Origin of the sequence: Pseudomonas subflava (genome assembly GCF_023823685.1) — a bacterium.
GTDB classification, from domain to species: Bacteria; Pseudomonadota; Gammaproteobacteria; order Pseudomonadales; family Pseudomonadaceae; genus Aquipseudomonas; species Aquipseudomonas subflava.
Window position 1 is genome coordinate 399,726 of record NZ_JAMXBF010000003.1, and the last position, 18,467, is coordinate 418,192.

Annotated in this window: 15 protein-coding genes and 1 tRNA gene; 8 read left to right on the forward strand and 8 right to left on the reverse strand. The window is 68.8% G+C overall.

The features are described from left to right. The first annotated feature begins 63 nt into the window (after positions 1-63). Both NF616_RS05280 and NF616_RS05285 read left to right on the forward strand, forming a co-directional pair. Positions 64-2,655: a LuxR C-terminal-related transcriptional regulator gene (locus NF616_RS05280; protein WP_252272023.1), complete on the forward strand. Its 2,592-nt coding sequence runs from the start codon at positions 64-66 to the stop codon at positions 2,653-2,655. Between the two features lie 111 nt (positions 2,656-2,766). Then, positions 2,767-3,627 (forward strand): TraB/GumN family protein, encoded by an 861-nt coding sequence (locus NF616_RS05285; RefSeq protein ID WP_252272025.1) that lies wholly within the window; start codon positions 2,767-2,769, stop codon positions 3,625-3,627. Positions 3,628-3,677: 50 nt separating this feature from the next. Here the strand turns inward: NF616_RS05285 and NF616_RS05290 are convergent. The 4 genes from NF616_RS05290 to NF616_RS05305 all read right to left on the reverse strand — a co-directional run bounded on the left by NF616_RS05290 (position 3,678) and on the right by NF616_RS05305 (position 5,857). Continuing rightward, positions 3,678-3,754, reverse strand: a tRNA-Arg gene (locus NF616_RS05290). A gap of 55 nt (positions 3,755-3,809) precedes the next feature. Beyond that, on the reverse strand, positions 3,810-3,974 hold the full coding sequence (locus tag NF616_RS05295) for a rubredoxin (protein WP_252272027.1): 165 nt from the start codon (positions 3,972-3,974) through the stop codon (positions 3,810-3,812). After that, positions 3,971-4,690 carry an NAD(P)H-dependent oxidoreductase gene (locus tag NF616_RS05300; protein ID WP_252272028.1) on the reverse strand — a complete coding sequence of 240 codons (720 nt, stop codon included), beginning with the start codon at positions 4,688-4,690 and terminating at the stop codon, positions 3,971-3,973. Before NF616_RS05300 ends, NF616_RS05295 begins: the two co-directional genes overlap by 4 nt. Positions 4,691-4,801: 111 nt before the next feature. After that, positions 4,802-5,857: a fatty acid desaturase gene (locus NF616_RS05305; protein WP_252272030.1), complete on the reverse strand. Its 1,056-nt coding sequence runs from the start codon at positions 5,855-5,857 to the stop codon at positions 4,802-4,804. A 134-nt stretch (positions 5,858-5,991) separates the two neighbouring features. On the opposite strand from NF616_RS05305, the gene NF616_RS05310 reads away from it, so the two are divergent. The 4 genes from NF616_RS05310 to NF616_RS05325 all read left to right on the forward strand — a co-directional run bounded on the left by NF616_RS05310 (position 5,992) and on the right by NF616_RS05325 (position 11,787). Beyond that, complete coding sequence (locus NF616_RS05310; protein WP_252272031.1) at positions 5,992-7,005, forward strand: AraC family transcriptional regulator; 1,014 nt, start codon at positions 5,992-5,994, stop codon at positions 7,003-7,005. A gap of 303 nt (positions 7,006-7,308) precedes the next feature. Continuing rightward, positions 7,309-8,760 carry an NADP-dependent succinate-semialdehyde dehydrogenase gene (gene gabD, locus NF616_RS05315; RefSeq protein ID WP_252272032.1) on the forward strand — a complete coding sequence of 484 codons (1,452 nt, stop codon included), beginning with the start codon at positions 7,309-7,311 and terminating at the stop codon, positions 8,758-8,760. Positions 8,761-9,105: 345 nt separating this feature from the next. Beyond that, the gene (gabT, locus tag NF616_RS05320; protein WP_252272034.1) at positions 9,106-10,383 is read left to right on the forward strand and encodes a 4-aminobutyrate--2-oxoglutarate transaminase; all 1,278 of its coding nucleotides are present in this window, start codon (positions 9,106-9,108) and stop codon (positions 10,381-10,383) included. A gap of 186 nt (positions 10,384-10,569) precedes the next feature. Beyond that, positions 10,570-11,787, forward strand: a complete 1,218-nt coding sequence (locus tag NF616_RS05325) for an HDOD domain-containing protein (RefSeq protein WP_252272036.1) — start codon at positions 10,570-10,572, stop codon at positions 11,785-11,787. Between the two features lies 1 nt (position 11,788). Here NF616_RS05325 and NF616_RS05330 read toward each other — a convergent pair whose 3' ends face one another. Further along, positions 11,789-12,382 carry a 2-hydroxychromene-2-carboxylate isomerase gene (locus NF616_RS05330; protein WP_252272037.1) on the reverse strand — a complete coding sequence of 198 codons (594 nt, stop codon included), beginning with the start codon at positions 12,380-12,382 and terminating at the stop codon, positions 11,789-11,791. Positions 12,383-12,524: 142 nt separating this feature from the next. Then, a complete protein-coding gene (locus NF616_RS05335; protein WP_252272039.1) occupies positions 12,525-13,256 on the reverse strand; it encodes an SDR family oxidoreductase in 732 nt (243 codons plus the stop codon). A gap of 80 nt (positions 13,257-13,336) precedes the next feature. Here NF616_RS05335 and NF616_RS05340 point away from each other — a divergent pair, with 80 nt between their 5' ends. Beyond that, entirely contained in the window at positions 13,337-13,900 is a 564-nt protein-coding gene (locus tag NF616_RS05340) for a TetR/AcrR family transcriptional regulator (protein WP_252272041.1), read from the forward strand. 135 nt (positions 13,901-14,035) lie between these two features. Here the strand turns inward: NF616_RS05340 and NF616_RS05345 are convergent, their stop codons facing one another. Both NF616_RS05345 and NF616_RS05350 read right to left on the reverse strand, forming a co-directional pair. Further along, on the reverse strand, positions 14,036-16,897 hold the full coding sequence (locus NF616_RS05345; RefSeq protein WP_252272042.1) for an EAL domain-containing protein: 2,862 nt from the start codon (positions 16,895-16,897) through the stop codon (positions 14,036-14,038). Positions 16,898-16,958: 61 nt separating this feature from the next. Then, entirely contained in the window at positions 16,959-17,651 is a 693-nt protein-coding gene (locus NF616_RS05350) for a Crp/Fnr family transcriptional regulator (RefSeq protein ID WP_252272044.1), read from the reverse strand. A gap of 82 nt (positions 17,652-17,733) precedes the next feature. On the opposite strand from NF616_RS05350, the gene NF616_RS05355 reads away from it, so the two are divergent. Then, entirely contained in the window at positions 17,734-18,261 is a 528-nt protein-coding gene (locus NF616_RS05355) for an Mpo1 family 2-hydroxy fatty acid dioxygenase (protein WP_252272045.1), read from the forward strand. Positions 18,262-18,467: the final 206 nt, after the last annotated feature.

An 18,467-nucleotide genomic window follows, 5' to 3' on the forward strand; every position in this document is an offset into this window, starting at 1 on the left:
GGCAACGAATTGGATAAGATCGACCTCTCGCTTACAACAACTACAAGAGCCGAGGCCACGACCATGCACGAAAAGGTTCGCGCCCTGCATCCGGCCGCCACCCCGCGCCAACCGGACCCCTCCCTGCCACGCCTGCCGGCGGCGCATATTTCCCGTACGCGCCTGACCCAGGCCCTGCTGGCCGGCGACAGCCGCCTCACCCTGGTCTGCGCCCCCGCCGGCTTCGGCAAGAGCGTGCTGCTCAACGAATGCGCCCGTCACGCGCCCATGAACACCCGTGTGGTGTGGCTCGACCTGCTCGGCCATCCGCACAGCCCCGCCGAGCTGCTCGCCCGCCTGGCCGCCGCCCTGCAACTGCCGCATGGCGATGGCGAGCCCTGCGCCGAGCTGGGGCTGCTGCTCGGCCGCGTCGAACAGCCGTTGTGGATCATCCTCGACGACTACCCGCGCCAGCCCTGCGCCGAGCTAGACGCCTGCCTCGACCGCCTGCTCGAACGCGCGCCGCACACCCTGCGCTGGTGGATCGGCGGCCGCCGCCGGCCGGCCTGGAACCTGCCCCGCCTGTTGCTGCAGGGCGACCTGCAGGAACTTGACGCCCACGACCTGGCCCTCGACCAGGACGAACTCGGCCGCCTGCTCAAGCAGCGCCAGCAAGCGCTGCCCGAAGAGCTCGCCGCCCACCTGCTGCACCACAGCGAAGGCTGGCTGGCCGGCATCTGCCTGCTGCTGATCGGCGGCAGCGCCGACAACCTGGGCCAGCGCCTGGCCGCCGGCACGCCGCTGCTGCTCGACTACTTGGAGCGCGAGGTGCTGGCCGGCGTGCCCCCGGCGCTGCTCCACGCCCTGTTCGTGCTGGCGCACATGCCGCGCTTCTCCGCCGCCCTGTGCGAGCACCTGCTGGAAGATCACGGCGGCGCCGGCGTGCTCGAGCAGCTGCGCCAGCGCCAGCTGTTCCTCCACGGCCTGGACAGCTGCGGCGAGTGGTTCCGCCTGTGGCGGCCGCTGGCCGCCATGCTCAAGCGCCTGCCCGGCGGTCAGACGCCGCTGCAGGCTCACGTGCGCGCCTGTCAGTGGTTCGCCGGGCGTGGCGCGGTGCGTGAGGCGGTCGAGCACGCGCTGTGGGCCGAGCAGCCGGACGTCGCCGCCAACTACCTGCAGCGCTATGGCCAGGACCAGTTGCTGATCGGCCACAGCGTCGCCCAGTTCCTGCATTGGCGCGACGAGCTGCCGGCCAGCCTGTTCAGCAGCACGCCGCGGCTGATCATGCTGCAGGCCTGGGCGCTGATCATCTGCGCCCGCCTCGACGAAGTGGAGGCCTGCCTCGTCGACCTCGCGCGTTTCCTGCCGCAGCCCGATGCGCGCCGTCAGCAGCAGCTGGTCGCCCAGTACCAGGCGGTGCAGGGCGTGCTGCAGCGCCAGCGCGGCCAGGCCAGCGCCCGCCAGCATTGCCTGGAGGCCCTGCCGGTGCTGCACGAATCGGCCTGGTCGCAACACATCCTCTGCCACCAGGCGCTGACCCAGCAGGCGATGGCCGAGCTGGATCTGGTCAGCGCCCAGCAATACAGCCACGAGGGCCTGCGCCTGGCGCGCCTGCGCGGCAACGTGCTGTTCGAGGCCCTGCTCAGCGTCGACCACATCCACCTGCTGGCCATGCTCGGCGAGCGCGAGCGCGCACTGGACCTGGCCGAGCAGTGCCTGCAGCTGCTGCAGGGCGCCAACCTGCGCGGTCCGGTGCACGCGCGCCTGCTGCTGCTGCGCGGCACCCTGCTGGCCAGCCACGGCGAATTGGAAATGGCGCGGACCGTCCTGCAGACGGGCGTGCAGGAGGCCGAGAGCTGCGAGGACGCCTATCTGCTGTTCGGCTACCTCGGCCTGGCCGAACTGGCAGCGGCCCAGGGCGAACACGAACACGGCGAGCAACTGCTGCGCCGCGCCGAGCGCAAGATGCAGTGGCTGCACGTGCCGGAAGTGCGCTACCGGGAGATGCTGCAGCTGGCCCAGGGCAATCTCTGGCTGCGCCAGGGCGATGCGCGGCAGGCCCGCCAGGCCTTCCTGCGCGTGTCCCGCCGCCTGGAGGAAGAGCGCCTGCTGGCGCCTTCCGGCTTCTACGACCTGTTGCCGCGCGCGCGCCTGTGCCTGGCCCAGGCCGACCTGGTTCTCGGCGAGGCCGCGGCCGTGCTGCCCGCCCTGCAGCAACTGCATGACGACTGCCGACACAGCGGCCACCACAGTCTGGCCACCCAGGCCCGCCTGGTCCAGGCCGAAGCCCTGCACCTAGCCGGGCGCGACGAAGAGGCCGACGCCCTGCTGCGCATTGCCGTCGGCGAAGCGCAGCGCCAGCAGCAGGCCCTGGCCTTGCTCAACCTGCAGCAGCGTCAACCGGACTGGCTCAAGGGCCACCCGGCCTGGCCGCAAGGCCTGCTGCAGCAGACCGCCGAAGGCGCCGCCGCTGTCGGCGAGTCGCTGCTGAGCAAGCGCGAGCTGGCCGTACTGAGCCTGATCGCCCAGGGCCACTCCAACCAGCAGATCGCCGAGCAGCTGTACATCTCCCTGCACACGGTGAAGACCCACGCGCGGCGCATCAACGTCAAGCTCGGCGTACAGCGCCGCACCCAGGCCGTGGCCCGGGCCAAGGCGGAGGGCTGGCTGGGGTGAAGTATCCGTCAGGTCACTCTCTTGCCGCACGGGCGAGAGAGTGACCGCGACGCTTGCATTGGCGCGACCGTGGATTAGCATGCCGACTCGCCACCCACTCAAGGACGAGTCATGAAACGCCTGAAATGCCTGCCCCTGATCTGCCTGCTGCTGTCTTCCTGGACGCTCGCCGACTCGGGCGTCTGGCGCGTCGAGAAGGGCACGGAACGCATCCTGATCGCCGGCACAATCCACATGCTGCGCCCTGCCGACATGCCGCTGCCGACGGAATATCGCCAGGCGCTCGAAAGCGCCGAGCGAGTCGCCTTCGAGACCGATCCCCGGCAGGTCGCCCGGCCGGAATTCGCCATGGAGATGAACCGGCGTTTCGCCCTGCCCGAGGGCGAGTCCCTGCGGGCACGGCTCTCACCGCAGTCCTGGCAACGCCTGGAGCGGTATGCCCAGGCCAACCAGGTTCCGCTGGCCCACCTGGAGCGCTTCACTCCCGGCTACGCCTCCGTGATGCTGAGCTCGCTACAGATGCTGCGCGAGGGCCGCACCCTGTTTCTCGACCTGGCGCTCGCGGAACAGGCGCGCGCAGCCGGCAAGACCATCGCCACGCTGGAAACCCCCGAAGACCAGCTGCGTGCCATTGATGCCTTCGCAGGCGTGGAGCCGGATGTGCTGCTGGCCGACACCCTCGACGCCATCGAGGAGCAGCCGCCACTGGCGGATCAGATGCAGAACGCGTTGCTCGCCGGCGACCTCGAGAAGCTCGGCGAGTGGGCGAGCGAGATGCAGGCGCTCATGCCCGCGGCCTATGACGGCATGCTGGTCGAGCGTAACCGCAATTGGCTCCCGCAGATCCGTCGCATGGCCGGCGAACCCCAGCGGACGCTGGTGCTGGTCGGCGCCCTGCACCTCGCCGGCGAGCACGGGCTGCTCCACGAGCTGGAGCGCGCGGGCTACCGCATCGAACACTACCGCCCATAACCCTGAGCCCAATAAAAAAGCCCCGGGCATCTGCCCAGGGCTTTTTTGTATGGCGCATCCGGCGGGATTCGAACCCACGACCCCTGCCTTCGGAGGGCAGTACTCTATCCAGCTGAGCTACGGATGCGTTGCGGGGCGCAATCATACGCATCCGCCTCGCGGGCGTCCATGCGGGTGGTCGGTCAGAGCTCCTGCATGTCGAAGTCGGCCTTGCTGACGCCGCAGTCCGGGCACAGCCAGTCATCGGGGACCTCGGCCCAGGGCGTGCCGGCGGGGATGCCGTCGTCCGGCCAGCCCCTGGCCTCGTCGTAGATCAGGCCGCAGATCACACAGATCCAGGTCTTCATGCCGGCACCTCGCGTTGCAACGGGTTGAGCGCCCGGTCGAAGTCGGCCAGCGAGGGGAAGTGCAGCGGTTCGGCGAACTCCAGTTGCAGCAGGTAGTCGCCGTAGCGGCGCAGGATGTCCTCGCGCGCCTCATGGCCGATGTAGGGCACGTGATAGGCGGTGAATGGCGGCAGCACGCTCATTCCGACGTAGGCGAGAGTGCCGCGCTGCAGCGGGCGCAGCATGGGTTCCCAGTCGCCGTGCACGGCCTCTTCGCCCGCGAACATGTGCTGTTGCCCACCGAGGGTGAAGCTGAGCAGCGCACGCTTGCCGGCCAGGCCGCCGCGGTCATAGAAGCGCAGCCCGCCGTAGCAAGTGCCGGAGACCAGCACGCGGTCGATCCAGCCCTTGAGCATGGCCGGCACCGAGCACCAGAACAGCGGGAAGTTGAGGATCAGCAGGTCCGCCCACAACAGCTTGTCCAGCTCGGCGGCGATGTCCGCGGCGATGGCGCCGGCCTTGACCGCCTCGCGCTGCTCAAGGGCGTAGACCAGGTAATCGGGGTTGCTGCGTGCGCCGAAGTCGGCGACCGAGGCGACAGGATTCCAGCCCATGGCATAAAGGTCGGAGACGCGGACCTGGTGGCCGGCGCCCTCCAGGGTGGCGACGGCCAGGTCCTTCATGGCGGTGCAGAAGGACTGCGGCTCGGGATGAGCGTGGACGATCAGGATATTCATGGGAGATCCAAAAGGAGGCGTCGGAGCGGTCCCCTTTCCATTGCCGGAAGAGAGGCCGGGAAAAGGCAGAAGCCCCTCTCCCGCGAGCGAGAGAGGGAACTGACGCGTGACTCAGGCGGCCGGCTGTGCGGTGGTGGCGGCCGGCTGATTCAGCGGATGCCAGCGGTTGGCGCGGGCGAAGGTGCCGAAGTCGTTGAAGCGCACGCCCATCTCGCGCATCACCCGGTGGGCCACCGGCGCGGTCATCTGGCGCAGGTAGAAGGGCTCCTTGACCACGAAATGGTGGATCGCATGGGTGCTGCCGAAGTTGAAGCAGAACGCCTGCAGCGGCCACAGCCACCAGGGGTTGAGCACCTGGGTCTGCTGCACCACATTGCCCAGCTCGACGTCACCGTAGTAGTGCATGTTGGAGCTGACGAAGTGCAGGCAGAAGGTGCGCAGCACGTTGGGGCCGACCAGCACGACCACGGCGAAGGTGATGCCATCCATCACCGCCAGGGTGGTGGCCGACCAGGCCACCGGCGCGCCGGCAGCGGCGGCGACGAAGTCGATCAGGTGGAAGCCGAGGAACACGTACCAGGCGCCCCAGTTGAGCAGGCCCAGCGGCGCGTAGCCCTTGAGCGTGCGACTGACGATCATCTTGCGGCGCTCCCAGGTCGGCGCCCGCAGGAAGCGGATGAAGGAAGACATCACGTTGTCGCCGACCATCAGCAGGCGGGCGAAGCCCCACGGCTCGCCGTTGGTGATGGCGCGCTCCTCCAGGTCGGTCTCGGTGCCGGAGACCTTGTGGTGGTTGAGGTGCAGGTGGCGACGAATCCACGGATTGATCGTGCTCGGCCGGGCCATCCACACCAGCGCCATCATCAGGTTGTGCGGCACGCGCTGCTTGCGGAAGTACATGGAGTGGATCAGGTCGTGCTCCAGCTCGTGGGTCAGCGAGGCGAAGAACGCATTGGCCAGCAGGCACGCCCACCAGGCGATGGCGCCCTCGGCGTAAAGCCAGGCGCTGCCGACCATGCCGGCCAGGGCGAAGGCCAGGATGCCGGCGCCGAGGGCGTCCTGGTGGCGCAGGATCGGGTAGCACTTGCGCAGCTCGTCGCCGCGGGCCATCACCACGGCGCGAATGTGCGCCGAGCGCTCTTGGTGGGTTGCAGGAGTCGGGGTCATGCACGCATCCTCTTGTTCGGCGCCGGCCGGGCGCCGCGGACTGTTGTTGTGATCAGGCGAGGCTAGAGTGCGCGCCCCCGCGGCGGCACGCCCGACCGACGACGCCAACCTGTTGACCGAGAATGCCAACCTGAATGACTGAACCCTCCACCCTGGCCAGCTGGACCCGTGCCCTGCGCCGTCAGCTCGACGCCCTCGGCCTGGACAGCGCCGCGCTGTGCCGCGAAGCGGGCCTCGACCCGGCGCTGATGGACGATCCCAACGCGCGCTACCCGCTGCACGCCACCACGCGCCTGTGGCAGCTGGCGGTGATCGCCAGCGGCGACCCGACCCTGGGCCTGCACACTTCGCGGCACGTGGCGCCGACCACCTTCCACGCCATGGGCCTGGCGGTGATGGCCAGCGGCAGCCTGCGCGAGGTGTTCGAGCGCATCGTGCGTTATCACCAGGTGGTCAGCGACGCCCTGGTGCTGGAGCTGCGCGAGGTGGACGACGTCTGTCAGCTACATTTCCGTCTGCCGCCGGGCTCGCCCGCGCCGGCACCCGAAGCCATCGATGCCTTCGCCACCATTTATGTGCGCACCTGCCGCAACCGCCTGGGCCGCGACTACGCGCCGCTGGCCGTGCATTTGCGCCGGCCGCCGCCCGCGGACCCCGGCCCCTGGCTGGAGGTGTTCCGCGCCCCGGTGCACTTCGCCGCCGCCGAAGACATGCTGTGCTTCGCCTGCACCGACCTCGACCGCCCGCTCGGCGATGGCAACCCGGAGCTGGCCGCACACAACGAGGCGGTGCTGCAGAAACGCCTGGAGGCGCTGCAACCCGACACCGTCAGCCGCCGCCTGCGCCGCGCGCTGGAGCAATGCCTGCCGAACGGCGAACCCTCTGCCGAGGCCCTGGCCCACGGCCTGCACCTGAGCCTGCGCAGCCTGCAGCGGCACCTTAGCGAGGAAGGCGGCAGCTACGAGCAGGTGCTGGCCGACACCCGCCGCGACCTGGCGCAGAACCACCTGCGCGAGGACGACTGCTCGATCAGCGAGGTGGCCTACCTGCTCGGCTTCGCCGACAGCAGCAGCTTCAGCCGCGCCTTCAAGCGCTGGACCGGGCAGAGCCCCAGCCAGTACCGCGATTCGCTACGCGGCGAGCGCTGACGGTCGCCGGCTCGGGCGACACGAGTGTTCGGAATCGAGAACAGCCGTGCCGACTGTCACCCGCGCCGCCCGCCCGTCCGCTCGTCCCGGAGGCCAGCGCGGCAAACCGGGTCTCACGGGGAGCCGGGCAGGGGCAGGATGGCGGTCATCCTTTCTCGCGATTTCGTTGGTTTTATCGAACATGGCTATTGCCCTTTGCCCCCGCCGGCCCTAGCATTCGTTTGACATTTCAAACGCCGGCCGAGATTCGCCTCGGCCATCCGCATCGCTGCCTGCCCGTCGGCGCCGCACCAGGAGAACACCATGCAATTGAAAGACGCCCAGCTGTTCCGCCAGCAAGCCTATATCGACGGCACCTGGTCGAACGCCGACAGCGGCCAGACCATCGCCGTGAACAACCCGGCGACCGGCGAAATCATCGGCAACGTGCCGAAGATGGGCCGTGCCGAGACTCGCCGTGCCATCGAGGCCGCCGAGAAGGCGTTGCCGGCCTGGCGCGCGCTGACCGCCAAGGAACGCGCGCAGAAGCTGCGCAAGTGGTTCGAGCTGATCATGGCCAACCAGGACGACCTGGGCCGCCTGATGACCCTGGAGCAGGGCAAGCCGCTGGCCGAGGCCAAGGGCGAAATCGCCTATGCAGCCTCCTTCATCGAGTGGTTCGCCGAGGAAGCCAAGCGCGTTTACGGCGACGTCATCCCCGGCCACCAGCCGGACAAGCGCCTGATCGTGATCAAGCAGCCGATCGGCGTGACCGCCGCCATCACCCCGTGGAACTTCCCGGCGGCGATGATCACCCGCAAGGCCGGCCCGGCCCTGGCCGCCGGCTGCACCATGGTGCTCAAGCCCGCCTCGCAGACCCCCTTCTCCGCCCTGGCCCTGGCCGAACTGGCCGAGCGCGCCGGCATCCCGAAAGGCGTGTTCAGCGTGGTCACCGGCAGCGCCGGCGAGGTCGGCGGCGAGCTGACCAGCAACCCGATTGTGCGCAAGCTGACCTTCACCGGCTCCACCGAGATCGGCCGCCAGCTGATGGCCGAGTGCGCCCACGACATCAAGAAGGTGTCCCTGGAGCTGGGCGGCAACGCGCCGTTCATCGTCTTCGACGATGCCGACCTGGACGCCGCCGTGGAAGGCGCGCTGATCTCCAAGTACCGCAACAACGGCCAGACCTGCGTCTGCGCCAACCGCCTGTACATCCAGGACAGCGTCTATGACGCCTTCGTCGAGAAGCTCAAAGCCGCCGTGGCCAAACTGAACATCGGTAACGGCCTGGAAGAGGGCATCACCACCGGCCCGCTGATCGACGAGAAGGCCGTGGCCAAGGTCCGCGAGCACATCGACGACGCGGTCGGCAAGGGCGCCAAGGTCGTGCTCGGCGGCAAGCCGCACGCCCTGGGCGGCACCTTCTTCGAGCCGACCATCCTGGTCGACGTGCCGAAGAACGCCCTGGTGTCCAAGGACGAGACCTTCGGCCCGCTGGCGCCGCTGTTCCGCTTCAAGGACGAGGCCGAAGTGATCGCCATGGCCAACGACACCGAGTTCGGCCTCGCCTCCTACTTCTACGCCCGCGACCTGGGCCGCGTGTTCCGCGTGGCCGAGGCCCTGGAGTACGGCATGGTCGGCATCAACACCGGCCTGATCTCCAACGAAGTGGCGCCGTTCGGTGGCGTGAAGGCTTCCGGCCTGGGCCGCGAAGGCTCCAAATACGGCATCGAGGACTACCTCGAGATCAAATACATGTGCCTGGGCGGCGTGTGAAACCGATCCGTAGCCTGCTGCGCGTCGGCCAGCCTGCGTTGAAAGCGGCCTCGGGATGCTCATTTACAGCTCGTAAACTGCGCTCCCTCGGCCACTTCCGCCTTGCCTGGCTCTAGCTCGCGAGGCTATGAATCAGTTTCCAAGCTTTCCAGATATGAATCCGTGGGTGTCGGGTGACAGGCAGGAGTCGTGGTCACCCGGCGTCGGCGTTTCCGGTGGTGGCACCGGCTAACCCAGCCGACGGCCAGCGGGAAAGGCAGCAGTTCGATCATCGCCAGCTGCGAGCCTGCCCAGCCCCGTCATCATCCTTGGACCGGGCCGCCATAAGCGGCTTATGAGGACAACATGAGCAAGAACGAATCCCTCCTGCAACGTCGCCAGGCCGCCGTGGCCCGCGGCGTCAGCCAGATCCACCCGATCGTCGCCGAGCGCGCCGAGAACGCCACCGTGTGGGATGTCGACGGCCGCGAGTACATCGACTTCGCCGGCGGCATCGCCGTGCTGAACACCGGCCACCTGCATCCGAAGGTGATCGCCGCCGTGCAGGAGCAGCTGGGCAAGCTGACCCATACCTGCTTCCAGGTGCTGGCCTACGAGCCCTACATCGAGCTGTGCGAAGAGATCGCCAAGCGCGTACCGGGCGACTTCGCCAAGAAGACCCTGCTGGTCACCTCCGGCTCCGAAGCCGTCGAGAACGCGGTGAAGATCGCCCGTGCCGCCACCGGCCGCGCCGGCGTGATCGCCTTCACCGGCGCCTACCACGGCCGCACCATGATGACCCTGAGCCTGACCGGCAAGGTCGTGCCCTACTCCGCCGGCATGGGCCTGATGCCCGGCGGCGTGTTCCGCGCCCTGGCGCCGTGCCCGCTGCACGGCGTGAGCGAGGACGAGTCCATCGCCAGCATCGAGCGCATCTTCAAGAACGACGCCCAGCCCCAGGACATCGCCGCGATCATCATCGAGCCGGTGCAGGGCGAGGGTGGCTTCTACGTAAACTCCAAGCCGTTCATGCAGCGCCTGCGCGCCCTGTGCGACCAGCACGGTATCCTGCTGATCGCCGACGAAGTGCAGACCGGCGCCGGCCGTACCGGCACCTTCTTCGCCACCGAGCAGTTGGGCATCGTTCCGGACCTGACCACCTTCGCCAAATCGGTCGGCGGCGGCTTCCCGATCTCCGGTGTGTGCGGCAAGGCCGAGATCATGGACGTCATCGCGCCCGGCGGCCTGGGCGGTACCTATGCCGGCAGCCCGATCGCCTGCGCCGCGGCCCTGGCCGTGCTCAAGGTGTTCGACGAGGAGAAGCTGCTGGAGCGCTCGCAAGCCGTGGGCGAGAAGCTCAAGGCCGGCCTCAACGCCATCGCCGCCAAGCACAAGGTCATCGGTGACGTGCGCGGCCTGGGCTCGATGGTCGCCATCGAGCTGTTCGAAGGTGGCGACCATAGCAAGCCGGCCGCCGAGCTGGTCGGCAAGATCGTCGCCAGGGCGCGCGAGAAGGGCCTGATCCTGCTGTCGTGCGGCACCTACTACAACGTGCTGCGCTTCCTGATGCCGGTGACCATTCCCGACGCCCAGCTGGAAAAAGGTATCGCCATCGTCGCCGAGTGCTTCGACGAGCTGGCCTGACGCCACCTCCTGCGTGGCCCCGGGAACGGGGTCCATGCCCGATTCGCCCGGCCCTCACCAGGCCTGGCGCATCCCCTGCGACCCGCCTCCCCGGCGGGTCTTTTTTTGCCCACTCCTCGCGCGGTTTGCTCGCCAGCGGAGAACTTGACTAGGCTGCTGGGAAGTCCCGTTTACGGAAGTGCGGCCATGAGCGAACCGGCAAGGGCCCCGCGCGTGATCATCGGCGAAGCGGACCGCTGGACCTCGGAACTGATCGGCCAGTTGGTGCGCAGCGCCCGCTGCGACGCCGAGATCGTCACCCTCAAGGATGGCGAAAGCGTGCTGCAGCAGTGTCGCCAGAGCGCCCCGCAACTGATGATTGTCGACTTCGGCCTGCCCGGCATCGGCGGCCTCGACCTGCTGCGCGAGGTGCGCCGGCAGCGCCGCCAGCCACCGCTGCCGTTCTTCCTGATCACCGAGAAGATCGACGCCAGCAGCGTGCGCGCCGCCGTGCCGCTGGCACCCACTGCCTACCTGGCCAAGCCCTTCGACGCCGACGACCTGCTGCGCCGCCTGCGCCAGGTGCTGCTGGAGCCCGGCGAGGAAGTGGTCTGCCCGCTGCCGACGCTGGCACCGGAGGAAAAGCTCGACGCCTACCTCGAGCGCACCCGCGAAACCTCCGCCGGTGCCCCGCTGCTCGGCGCGGTACACGACACCCTGGAACTGCTGCAGGGCGCCACCCTGCCCGACCTGGACGATCTGCAGCGGCGCTTCCACAACGACCCGCAGCTCACCGCTCAGCTGATCGCCGCCGCCAACACCGCCGCGCAGCACCGCGGCGGTGGTTGCCAGACGCTGGCGCAGGCCCTGCAGCGGCTGGGCACCAAGCACAGCCTGAACCTGGCGCTGGGCCTGGCGCTGCAGCGCGGCGCCAGCCTGGAAGATCCGCTGCTGACCGCCAGCGGCCTGAAGGTCTGGGCCCAATCGCAGCGGGTCGCCGAGCTGGCCCACTGGCTGGCCGCGCGCCTGGAGGCGGATGCCGAACGCTGCTTCACCGCCGGCCTGCTGCACCGCCTCGGCGACCTGGCGTTGCTGCGCACCCTGCAGGACTGGCACAGCCAGGGCGGCGCGCTGGACGAAGGCAGCCTGGAGAAGGCCATGGCGCGCCACGCCGCGCCCTTCGGCTCGGCGCTGCGCATTCGCTGGCGCCTGCCGCTGGAGCTACGCCAATTGGTCAAGGCGGTGTTTCAGCTGGACAGCGGCGTCTACACACGCGAGGCGCTGGTGCTCAACCTGGCCGCTCAGGCGGCCCAGGTCGGTGCCGATCAGCCCTTCGCGCCGCTGGCCGAGCACAAGGCCGCGCGCATGCTGCGCCTGGACGCCGCGGCGCTGGAGAAGCTGCCGCGGCTGACCGACGTGCGCTAACTCAGGCCTCGAGTGCCTCGCGCACGAAGTCCAGGCGGTCCTGGCCGAAGAACAGCTCGTCGCCGACGAACATGCTCGGCGCGCCGAACACCCCGCGCTTGACCGCCTCCTCGGTGATCGCCTTGAGCCCATCCTTGACCTCCTGCTCGGCGATCAGCGCCAGCAGCCGCTGCGGCTCGAAGCCTCCCGAAGCGAGTACCTCCGCCAGTACGGTCGGGTCGCCGAGATTGCGCGCCTGTACCCACAGGGCCTCGAAGATCAGCTTGAGGAAGGCCTCGAAACGCTCCGGCATGTGCCGCTGCACGGCCACCGCGGCGCGCATCAGCGGCAGGGTGTTGATCGGAAAGTACGGGTTGAACTGCATCGGCACCTGGTAGCGCCGGGCGTAGCGCGCCAGGTCCTGGATCATGAAGCGGCCCTTGGCCGGGATGGTCACCGGCGAGGCGTTGCCGGTGGCCTGGAACACGCCGCCCAGCAGCATCGGCTTGTACACCAGGCTGGCGCCGGCCGCGGCGCAGATCGCCGGCAGCTGGGTCCAGGCCAGGTAGGTGGTGGGGCTGCCGAAGTCGAAATAGAACTCTAGGGTCTTGCTCATGAATGGCTTCTCTCTTGTGATTGTGCTGCAAGGTATCGCGGCCTTGCGAGCGGCGTTCGGGACCGGCGGCGGGCCGGTTAGAAGCGCAGCTGGCCGAAGCCGGTGAACATGAGCCAAGCCGCCAACGGCGCCTCGGCGCCGTTCACCATTTTTCGGTCCAGGGGCGCAGATCGAGCTCGAAGGTCCAGGCGTCGCGCGGCTGGGCGTGGAGGAACCAGTAGTTGTCGGCGATGTGCGCCGGGTCGAGGATGCCATCCTGGTCCTTGCGCGCGTACAGGTCCGGGAAGTTGTCGCGGATGAAGACGGTGTCGATGGCGCCGTCCACCACCACATGGGCGACGTGGATGTTCCGCGGCCCCAGCTCGCGCGCCATGCTCTGCGCCAGGGCGCGGATGCCATGTTTGGCACCGGCGAAGGCGGCGAAGTGCGAGGCGCCGCGCAGGCCTGCGGTGGCGCCGGTGAACAGGATGGTGCCGCGACCGCGGGTGACCATGCGCCGGGCCACGGCCTGGGCGCTGAGGAAGCCGGCGAAGCAGGCCATCTCCCAGATCTTGAAATACTTGCGCGCGGTCTCGTCGAGGATGCTGCACGGCACGTTGGCGCCGATGTTGAAGACGAAGGCCTCGATCGGACCGATGTCGCGTTCGATGCCCTCGACCAGCGCCGCCACCTCTTCTTCCTTGCGCGCATCGGAGGCGAAGCCGTGGGCCTCGCCGCCGGCGGCGCGGATCTCGTCGACCAGTGGCTGCAGCTTGTCGGCGCTGCGCCGGGTTACGCAGGCCACGTAGCCCTCGCGGGCGAAACGCTTGGCGATGGCACCGCCGGTGGCGTCGCCGGCGCCGATCACCAGCACCACCTTCTTGTCGTTATTCATGTCGCCACCTTTTGATAAACGATCGCTTAGTAAACGGACGTTATGCTACGCTCCCGACACCCGTCAAGCAGGAGTTGATGATGCGCTATTCCGCCGAACACAAGGCCCAGACCCGCGAGAAGCTGCTGCAGACCAGCGGCGCCCTGGCCAAGCGCGGCGGTTTCGGCGGTACCGGAGTCGACGGTTTGATGAAGGCCATCGGCCTCACCGGCGGTGCTTTCTACGGTCATTTCTCGTCCAAGGACGAGCTGTTCGCCGCCATCGTCGAGCGCGAGCTGAGCCACAGCATCGAGCTGCTCGGCAGCGGCAGCCACGACAGGCTGCAGCGCTGCCTGGCCATCTACCTGAGCATGAAGCACGTCGAGCAGCCCGACAGCGGCTGTGCGCTGCCCACCCTCGGCCCGGAGATCGCCCGCGCCGACCTCAGCGTGCGCGAAAACGCCGAGCACTGGCTGGTGCGCCTGCAGCAGGCGTGGGGCGAGACGCTCGGCGACCCGCAACTGGCCTGGGCCATCCTCGCCCAGTGCGTCGGCGCGCTGGTGGTGGCGCGCATGCTGGCCAGCCCGCAGCGCCAGGAGGAGGTGCTGCAGTCGAGCCGGGCGCTGATCCAGTCGCAGCTGTGTGATCGCCCGGACGCCGGCTGAAACAGCGGTCTGCTGCGTCAGTCGCATCGTCTCTCAGCGATCGACAGCGGATCGATGCCTGCGCGCGGTCGCGGCCTCCGCGGGTCAACCGGATCGCTCGATGCCGAACCCCGCGCCGGCACCGCGGCGCAGCGCCTAGCGCGCCTCGGCCTGCTCGTCGGCCAGCTCCGCCAGCGGCCGCGGGCGGTCGATGAGATAGCCCTGGGCGTAGTCGATGCCCAGCTCGCGCAGGCAGGTCTGGGCCGCCTCGTTCTCGACGAACTCGGCCACCGTGCGCAGCCCCAGCTGATGGGCGATCTGCACCATCGAGCCGACCATGGCGCGGTTGATCGGGTCACGCTCGATGCCGCGTACGAAAGTGCCGTCGATCTTCAGCAGGTCCAGCGGCAGATGGCGCAGGTAGGCGTAGGAGGCGAAGCCGCTGCCGAAGTCGTCCAGCGCCACCTTGAGCCCGCGTTGACGCAGGCGCTCGATCCATCCGGCCGAGCTGCCCAGCTCGGCCAGCGCCACCATCTCGGTGATTTCCAGGCACAGCTTGCCGGCCGGCAGGCGGTGGGTGTCGAGCAGCTCGTCGAGCAGGTCGTGGAAATCCGGGTCGTGCAGCGAAGGCGCGCTGAGGTTGATGTTGACCTGGGCCAGCGCCTGCAGGTGGCGCGGGTTGGCGGCCAGCCACTGGCAGTAGCGGCGCAACACCCAGCGGTCGATCTGCGCGAGAAAGCCGTAGCGTTCGGCGGCGACCAGGAACTGCCCGGGCTCCACCCACTCGCCCGATTGCGGGTCGCGGTAGCGCAACAGCACCTCGTAGTGGGCGCCGGTCTCCTCGCCGCGCAGCGACCGCACCGGTTGGTAGAACAGCTCGAAGTGCTGCCGCTCGATGGCCTCGCGCAGACGGGCGATCCACTGCAGCTGGCGCTGGTGCTCGACCAGCGCGCCGTCGGCCGGGTTAAACAGGTGAACGCGGTTGCGGCCCTGGGCCTTGGCCATGCTGCTGGCGTTGTCCGCCCAGTTCAGTGCCTCTTCCCAATCCCGCACGCCGGAAGCCAGCTCGAGCACGCCGATGCTCACGCACAGGCGGAACGGCCTACCGCCATAGCTGAACAGGAAATCCTCCACCGCCTGGCGCAAGCGCTCGGCGTGCTCCAGCGCTTCGGCTCGGTCGCAGCCGCCGAGCAGGACGGCGAACTCGTCGCCGCCGATGCGCGCCAGCTCGGCCTGCCCCGGCAGGCAGCCGAGCAGGTGGCCGGCCAGCTGGCGCAGCAGTTGGTCACCGGCGGAATGGCCGCAGAGGTCGTTGACCTGCTTGAACTGGTCCAGGTCGAGGAACAACAGGTGGCTGAAGTGCCGCCCACTGCCCTCCAGGCTGCCCTGCAGCAGGCGCTCCAGCTCGCGGCGGTTGACCAGCCCGGTGAGCGAGTCGTGGGCGGCCAGGCGCGCCAGGCGCTGCTCCAGGGCGCGTCGCTCGCTGAGGTCGACGACGATGCCCTCGATGCAATGCTGGCTGCGCTGCTCGTGCAGCGACAGGTGCACCCAGCGGCTGTGGCCATCGACGGTCTGCAGCTGCACCTCGCCGCTGGCGATGCTCTGCGCCTCGCTCAGCTGCTCGCAGAGACGCTGCCAGTCGCCGGGCGCCAGCAGGCCCTGGATCGGCTGGGCCTGGAGCAGCTCGGCGTCGCTCTCGGGGCGACCGAGCAGGCGCAGGAAGCTGGGGTTGGTCTCCAGCAGCAGGCCCTGGCGGTTGCAGCGGAAGATGCCTTCGGCGGCGTTGCGGAACAGCCCGCGGTACTGCTCCAGGTTGGCGATGGCCTGCTCGCGGGAGGCCAGCAGCGCCTGGCGCACGTCGTCCAGCTGGCGACCGTTGAGCACGCCGAAGAGGAACACGCAGATCACCGGCAGCCAGGCGTGCAGCACGTCGACCCAGGCGTTGCGCGGCACCAGCCCCGAGCGGCTCAGCGAGAGCATCAGCATGAGCAGAATGGCGCCGCTCCAGAACAGCGCGAACCAGCCGGCGTAGGGCCGCCGCAGATAGAGCGCGAGCAGGGTCAGGCCGAGCTGGAACAGGCCGATCGCCAGCAACAGCAGGTTCATCGCCTGCGCCGCCTGGCTGTGCGTCGGGCTCGCCAGCACCCACACCAGCACGCCGCCCAGCGCGAGGATCAACAGGTCGCGCAGACGCCGCGGCAGGCCGTGGTTCAGACGCAGTGAGGCGCTGATGAACAGGGTACTGAAGATCAGCGTGAGCACGCCGAACAGGTTGGTCTCGAACGGCGTGGCCGCCGGCCAGTTGCGCCAGGCCAGCAGGTTGGTCAGGTCGTTGATCGCTGCGGTGTACCAGGCGACGCTGAGAATGGTCGCGCAGTAGTAGCCCAGGCGGCGGTCCGGCGCGATGGCGAACTTGAGCAGGTGGAACAGCGCCATGACCAGCAGCGCGCCGACGATCAGACCGTTGTTCAGCCAGGTGGTGGCGAGCAGGCGGTCCTTTCGCTCGGCCGGCAACAGCCTGATCGGCAGGCTGATCGACGAGGTGCTGCGTACCCGCAGGATCACTTCCTGCTGCGCCGTGCCGAGGCCCGGCAGTGGCATCAGGAAGCCGCGCAAGGGCTCGTCGCGGCGAGCGAAGGGCAGCAGGTCGCCGACCTGGCGGTAGAGCTGCAACTGATCGTCGACGAACACCCAGAACTGCACGTCGTCGAGGTAGGTGTGGTCCAGCCACAGGTAATAGCGCTGGCCGGCACGCCCCTGCAGGCGCATGCCGAGCCACCGGGCGCTGTCGCTCCAGCCGAGGGAGGGAATGGCTCGCAGGTCCTGACCTTCGTCGAGCAGGCGCGCTCGCGCCTGATGCAGTGACAGCTGCTCGACGGGGTCCTCGAGCAGGCGCACCGGTGGCACCGTGTCCAGGTCAGCCTGGCGCAGGTCGAACAGCGGCAGCTCGGCCCGGGCGGCGCCGCAGCACAGCATCAGGAACAGCAGGGGCAGGAGCCGGCGAAGGGCAGACGACATCGTGGAAGGTCCGGGAGGCGGAAGTGCTGGCGAAAAGCCTTATGCCAGCTTAGCGCACGCCTCAGCCGACGCCTGCGGCCTGGCGCAAGATCCCGAGATCGGCGATCTCGATGCCGCCGTAGGTCAGACGCAGGGCGCCGCGCGCCTCCAGGTCCTTGAGGATCTGATTGGTGGTCTGCCGCGACAGGCCGAGCATCAGCGCCAGTTGCTCCTGAGCCAGGTGCAGCACGCTGCGCGGGTCGGTCTCGCCGTACCCCTCGGCCATCATCAGCAGGCGCCGGGCCAGGCGCGGCGCCGCCGGCAGCAGACTCATCTCTTCCAGGGCGATGAAGGCCAGGCGCAGCTTCTGGCTCATCAGCAGGGCGAAGTCGCGCCAGTACGCCGGCTCGCGCGCCAGCAGCGCCAGCAGCGCCGCTTGCGGCACCTGCAGCAGGCGGGCCGGGCCCTCGGCATAGGCGTCGTGGGTGCGCGGCTGGCCATCGAACAGCGAGATCTCGCCGAACCAGTAGGGCGGCTCGACCAGGGTCAGCAGCGCCTCCTTGCCGTCGCGACTGACCGCACCGACGCGCATCATCCCCTCAAGCACGGCGTACAACCCGCAGGGAGGATCGCCGCGGCGGAACAAGCGCTGCCCCGGCTCCAGCTGCAGCAGACGTGCCTCGCTCAACAGCGCATCGCACAGGGCCTGTGGCAGGTGGCTGAACCACTGGCCGCTTTCCAGCAGCGAGCGATAGGTGGCGGGCGTCTCGGTCATGGCTTTGTCGGCTAGCTGACAGTCGGGTAACGGGGGCTGGCGAGATCATGCCACCACCCCCGCCTTGCTGAGGACACTAATAATGAAAACCCTCGTCGATCATCTCGGCCAGTACGCGGAATACCACCGCGACCGCCGCAACATCCTCAGCCACTTCATCGGCATCCCGATGATCGTGGTCGCCGTCGCCGTGCTGCTGTCACGCCCGGGCTGGGAAGTCGCCGGCCTGTGGGCCTCGCCCGCGCTGCTCACCGCGCTGGTCGCCGGCGTCTTCTACCTGCGCCTGGACCTGCGCTTCGGCGTGCTGATGGCCGCGCTGCTGGCGCTCAGCCTGTGGGCCGGCGCCGCGCTGGCGCAGCAGAGCACGCTGGTGTGGCTGAGCGGCGGCCTCGGCCTGTTCGTGGTCGGCTGGATCATCCAGTTCGTCGGTCATTATTACGAAGGCCGCAAGCCTGCCTTTGTCGACGACCTGATGGGCCTGGTGGTCGGCCCGCTGTTCGTGGTTGCCGAGCTGGGCTTCCTGCTCGGCCTGCGGCCGGAGGTACAGGAAGCGGTGGAGCGCCGCGCCGGCCCCACCTGCATCCGCCCACCCAAGGCCCTGGCCTCCTGACCGGCCATCGCGGCCGTCGCTCGGGCGGCCGCCTCGCCGGGCTCAAGTAGTCCCCGACTGGCGCTTACTACAAAGCGTCGCGTCCTCGAAACTTTCTGCCGCACTTCCCTCCTTACTTCCGCCACCTTGTCGTCAATCGACGAACGGCCATTCACGCGCCGAATGCCGCTCTGCGCCGCGATCTTCCGTAAATCCGGCTTCATCCC

What these genes read in the sequence shown, in the direction of transcription:
- NF616_RS05340 (WP_252272041.1), top strand. Translation starts at nt 13,337, where the DNA reads ATGCGCTATTCCGCCGAACACAAGGCCCAGACCCGCGAGAAGCTGCTG.
- NF616_RS05280 (WP_252272023.1), top strand. Translation starts at nt 64, where the DNA reads ATGCACGAAAAGGTTCGCGCCCTGCATCCGGCCGCCACCCCGCGCCAA.
- NF616_RS05345 (WP_252272042.1), bottom strand. Translation starts at nt 16,897, where the DNA reads ATGTCGTCTGCCCTTCGCCGGCTCCTGCCCCTGCTGTTCCTGATGCTG.
- NF616_RS05335 (WP_252272039.1), bottom strand. Translation starts at nt 13,256, where the DNA reads ATGAATAACGACAAGAAGGTGGTGCTGGTGATCGGCGCCGGCGACGCC.
- NF616_RS05285 (WP_252272025.1), top strand. Translation starts at nt 2,767, where the DNA reads ATGAAACGCCTGAAATGCCTGCCCCTGATCTGCCTGCTGCTGTCTTCC.
- NF616_RS05305 (WP_252272030.1), bottom strand. Translation starts at nt 5,857, where the DNA reads ATGACCCCGACTCCTGCAACCCACCAAGAGCGCTCGGCGCACATTCGC.
- NF616_RS05355 (WP_252272045.1), top strand. Translation starts at nt 17,734, where the DNA reads ATGAAAACCCTCGTCGATCATCTCGGCCAGTACGCGGAATACCACCGC.
- NF616_RS05330 (WP_252272037.1), bottom strand. Translation starts at nt 12,382, where the DNA reads ATGAGCAAGACCCTAGAGTTCTATTTCGACTTCGGCAGCCCCACCACC.
- gabT (WP_252272034.1), top strand. Translation starts at nt 9,106, where the DNA reads ATGAGCAAGAACGAATCCCTCCTGCAACGTCGCCAGGCCGCCGTGGCC.
- NF616_RS05350 (WP_252272044.1), bottom strand. Translation starts at nt 17,651, where the DNA reads ATGACCGAGACGCCCGCCACCTATCGCTCGCTGCTGGAAAGCGGCCAG.
- NF616_RS05310 (WP_252272031.1), top strand. Translation starts at nt 5,992, where the DNA reads ATGACTGAACCCTCCACCCTGGCCAGCTGGACCCGTGCCCTGCGCCGT.
- gabD (WP_252272032.1), top strand. Translation starts at nt 7,309, where the DNA reads ATGCAATTGAAAGACGCCCAGCTGTTCCGCCAGCAAGCCTATATCGAC.
- NF616_RS05325 (WP_252272036.1), top strand. Translation starts at nt 10,570, where the DNA reads ATGAGCGAACCGGCAAGGGCCCCGCGCGTGATCATCGGCGAAGCGGAC.
- NF616_RS05300 (WP_252272028.1), bottom strand. Translation starts at nt 4,690, where the DNA reads ATGAATATCCTGATCGTCCACGCTCATCCCGAGCCGCAGTCCTTCTGC.
- NF616_RS05295 (WP_252272027.1), bottom strand. Translation starts at nt 3,974, where the DNA reads ATGAAGACCTGGATCTGTGTGATCTGCGGCCTGATCTACGACGAGGCC.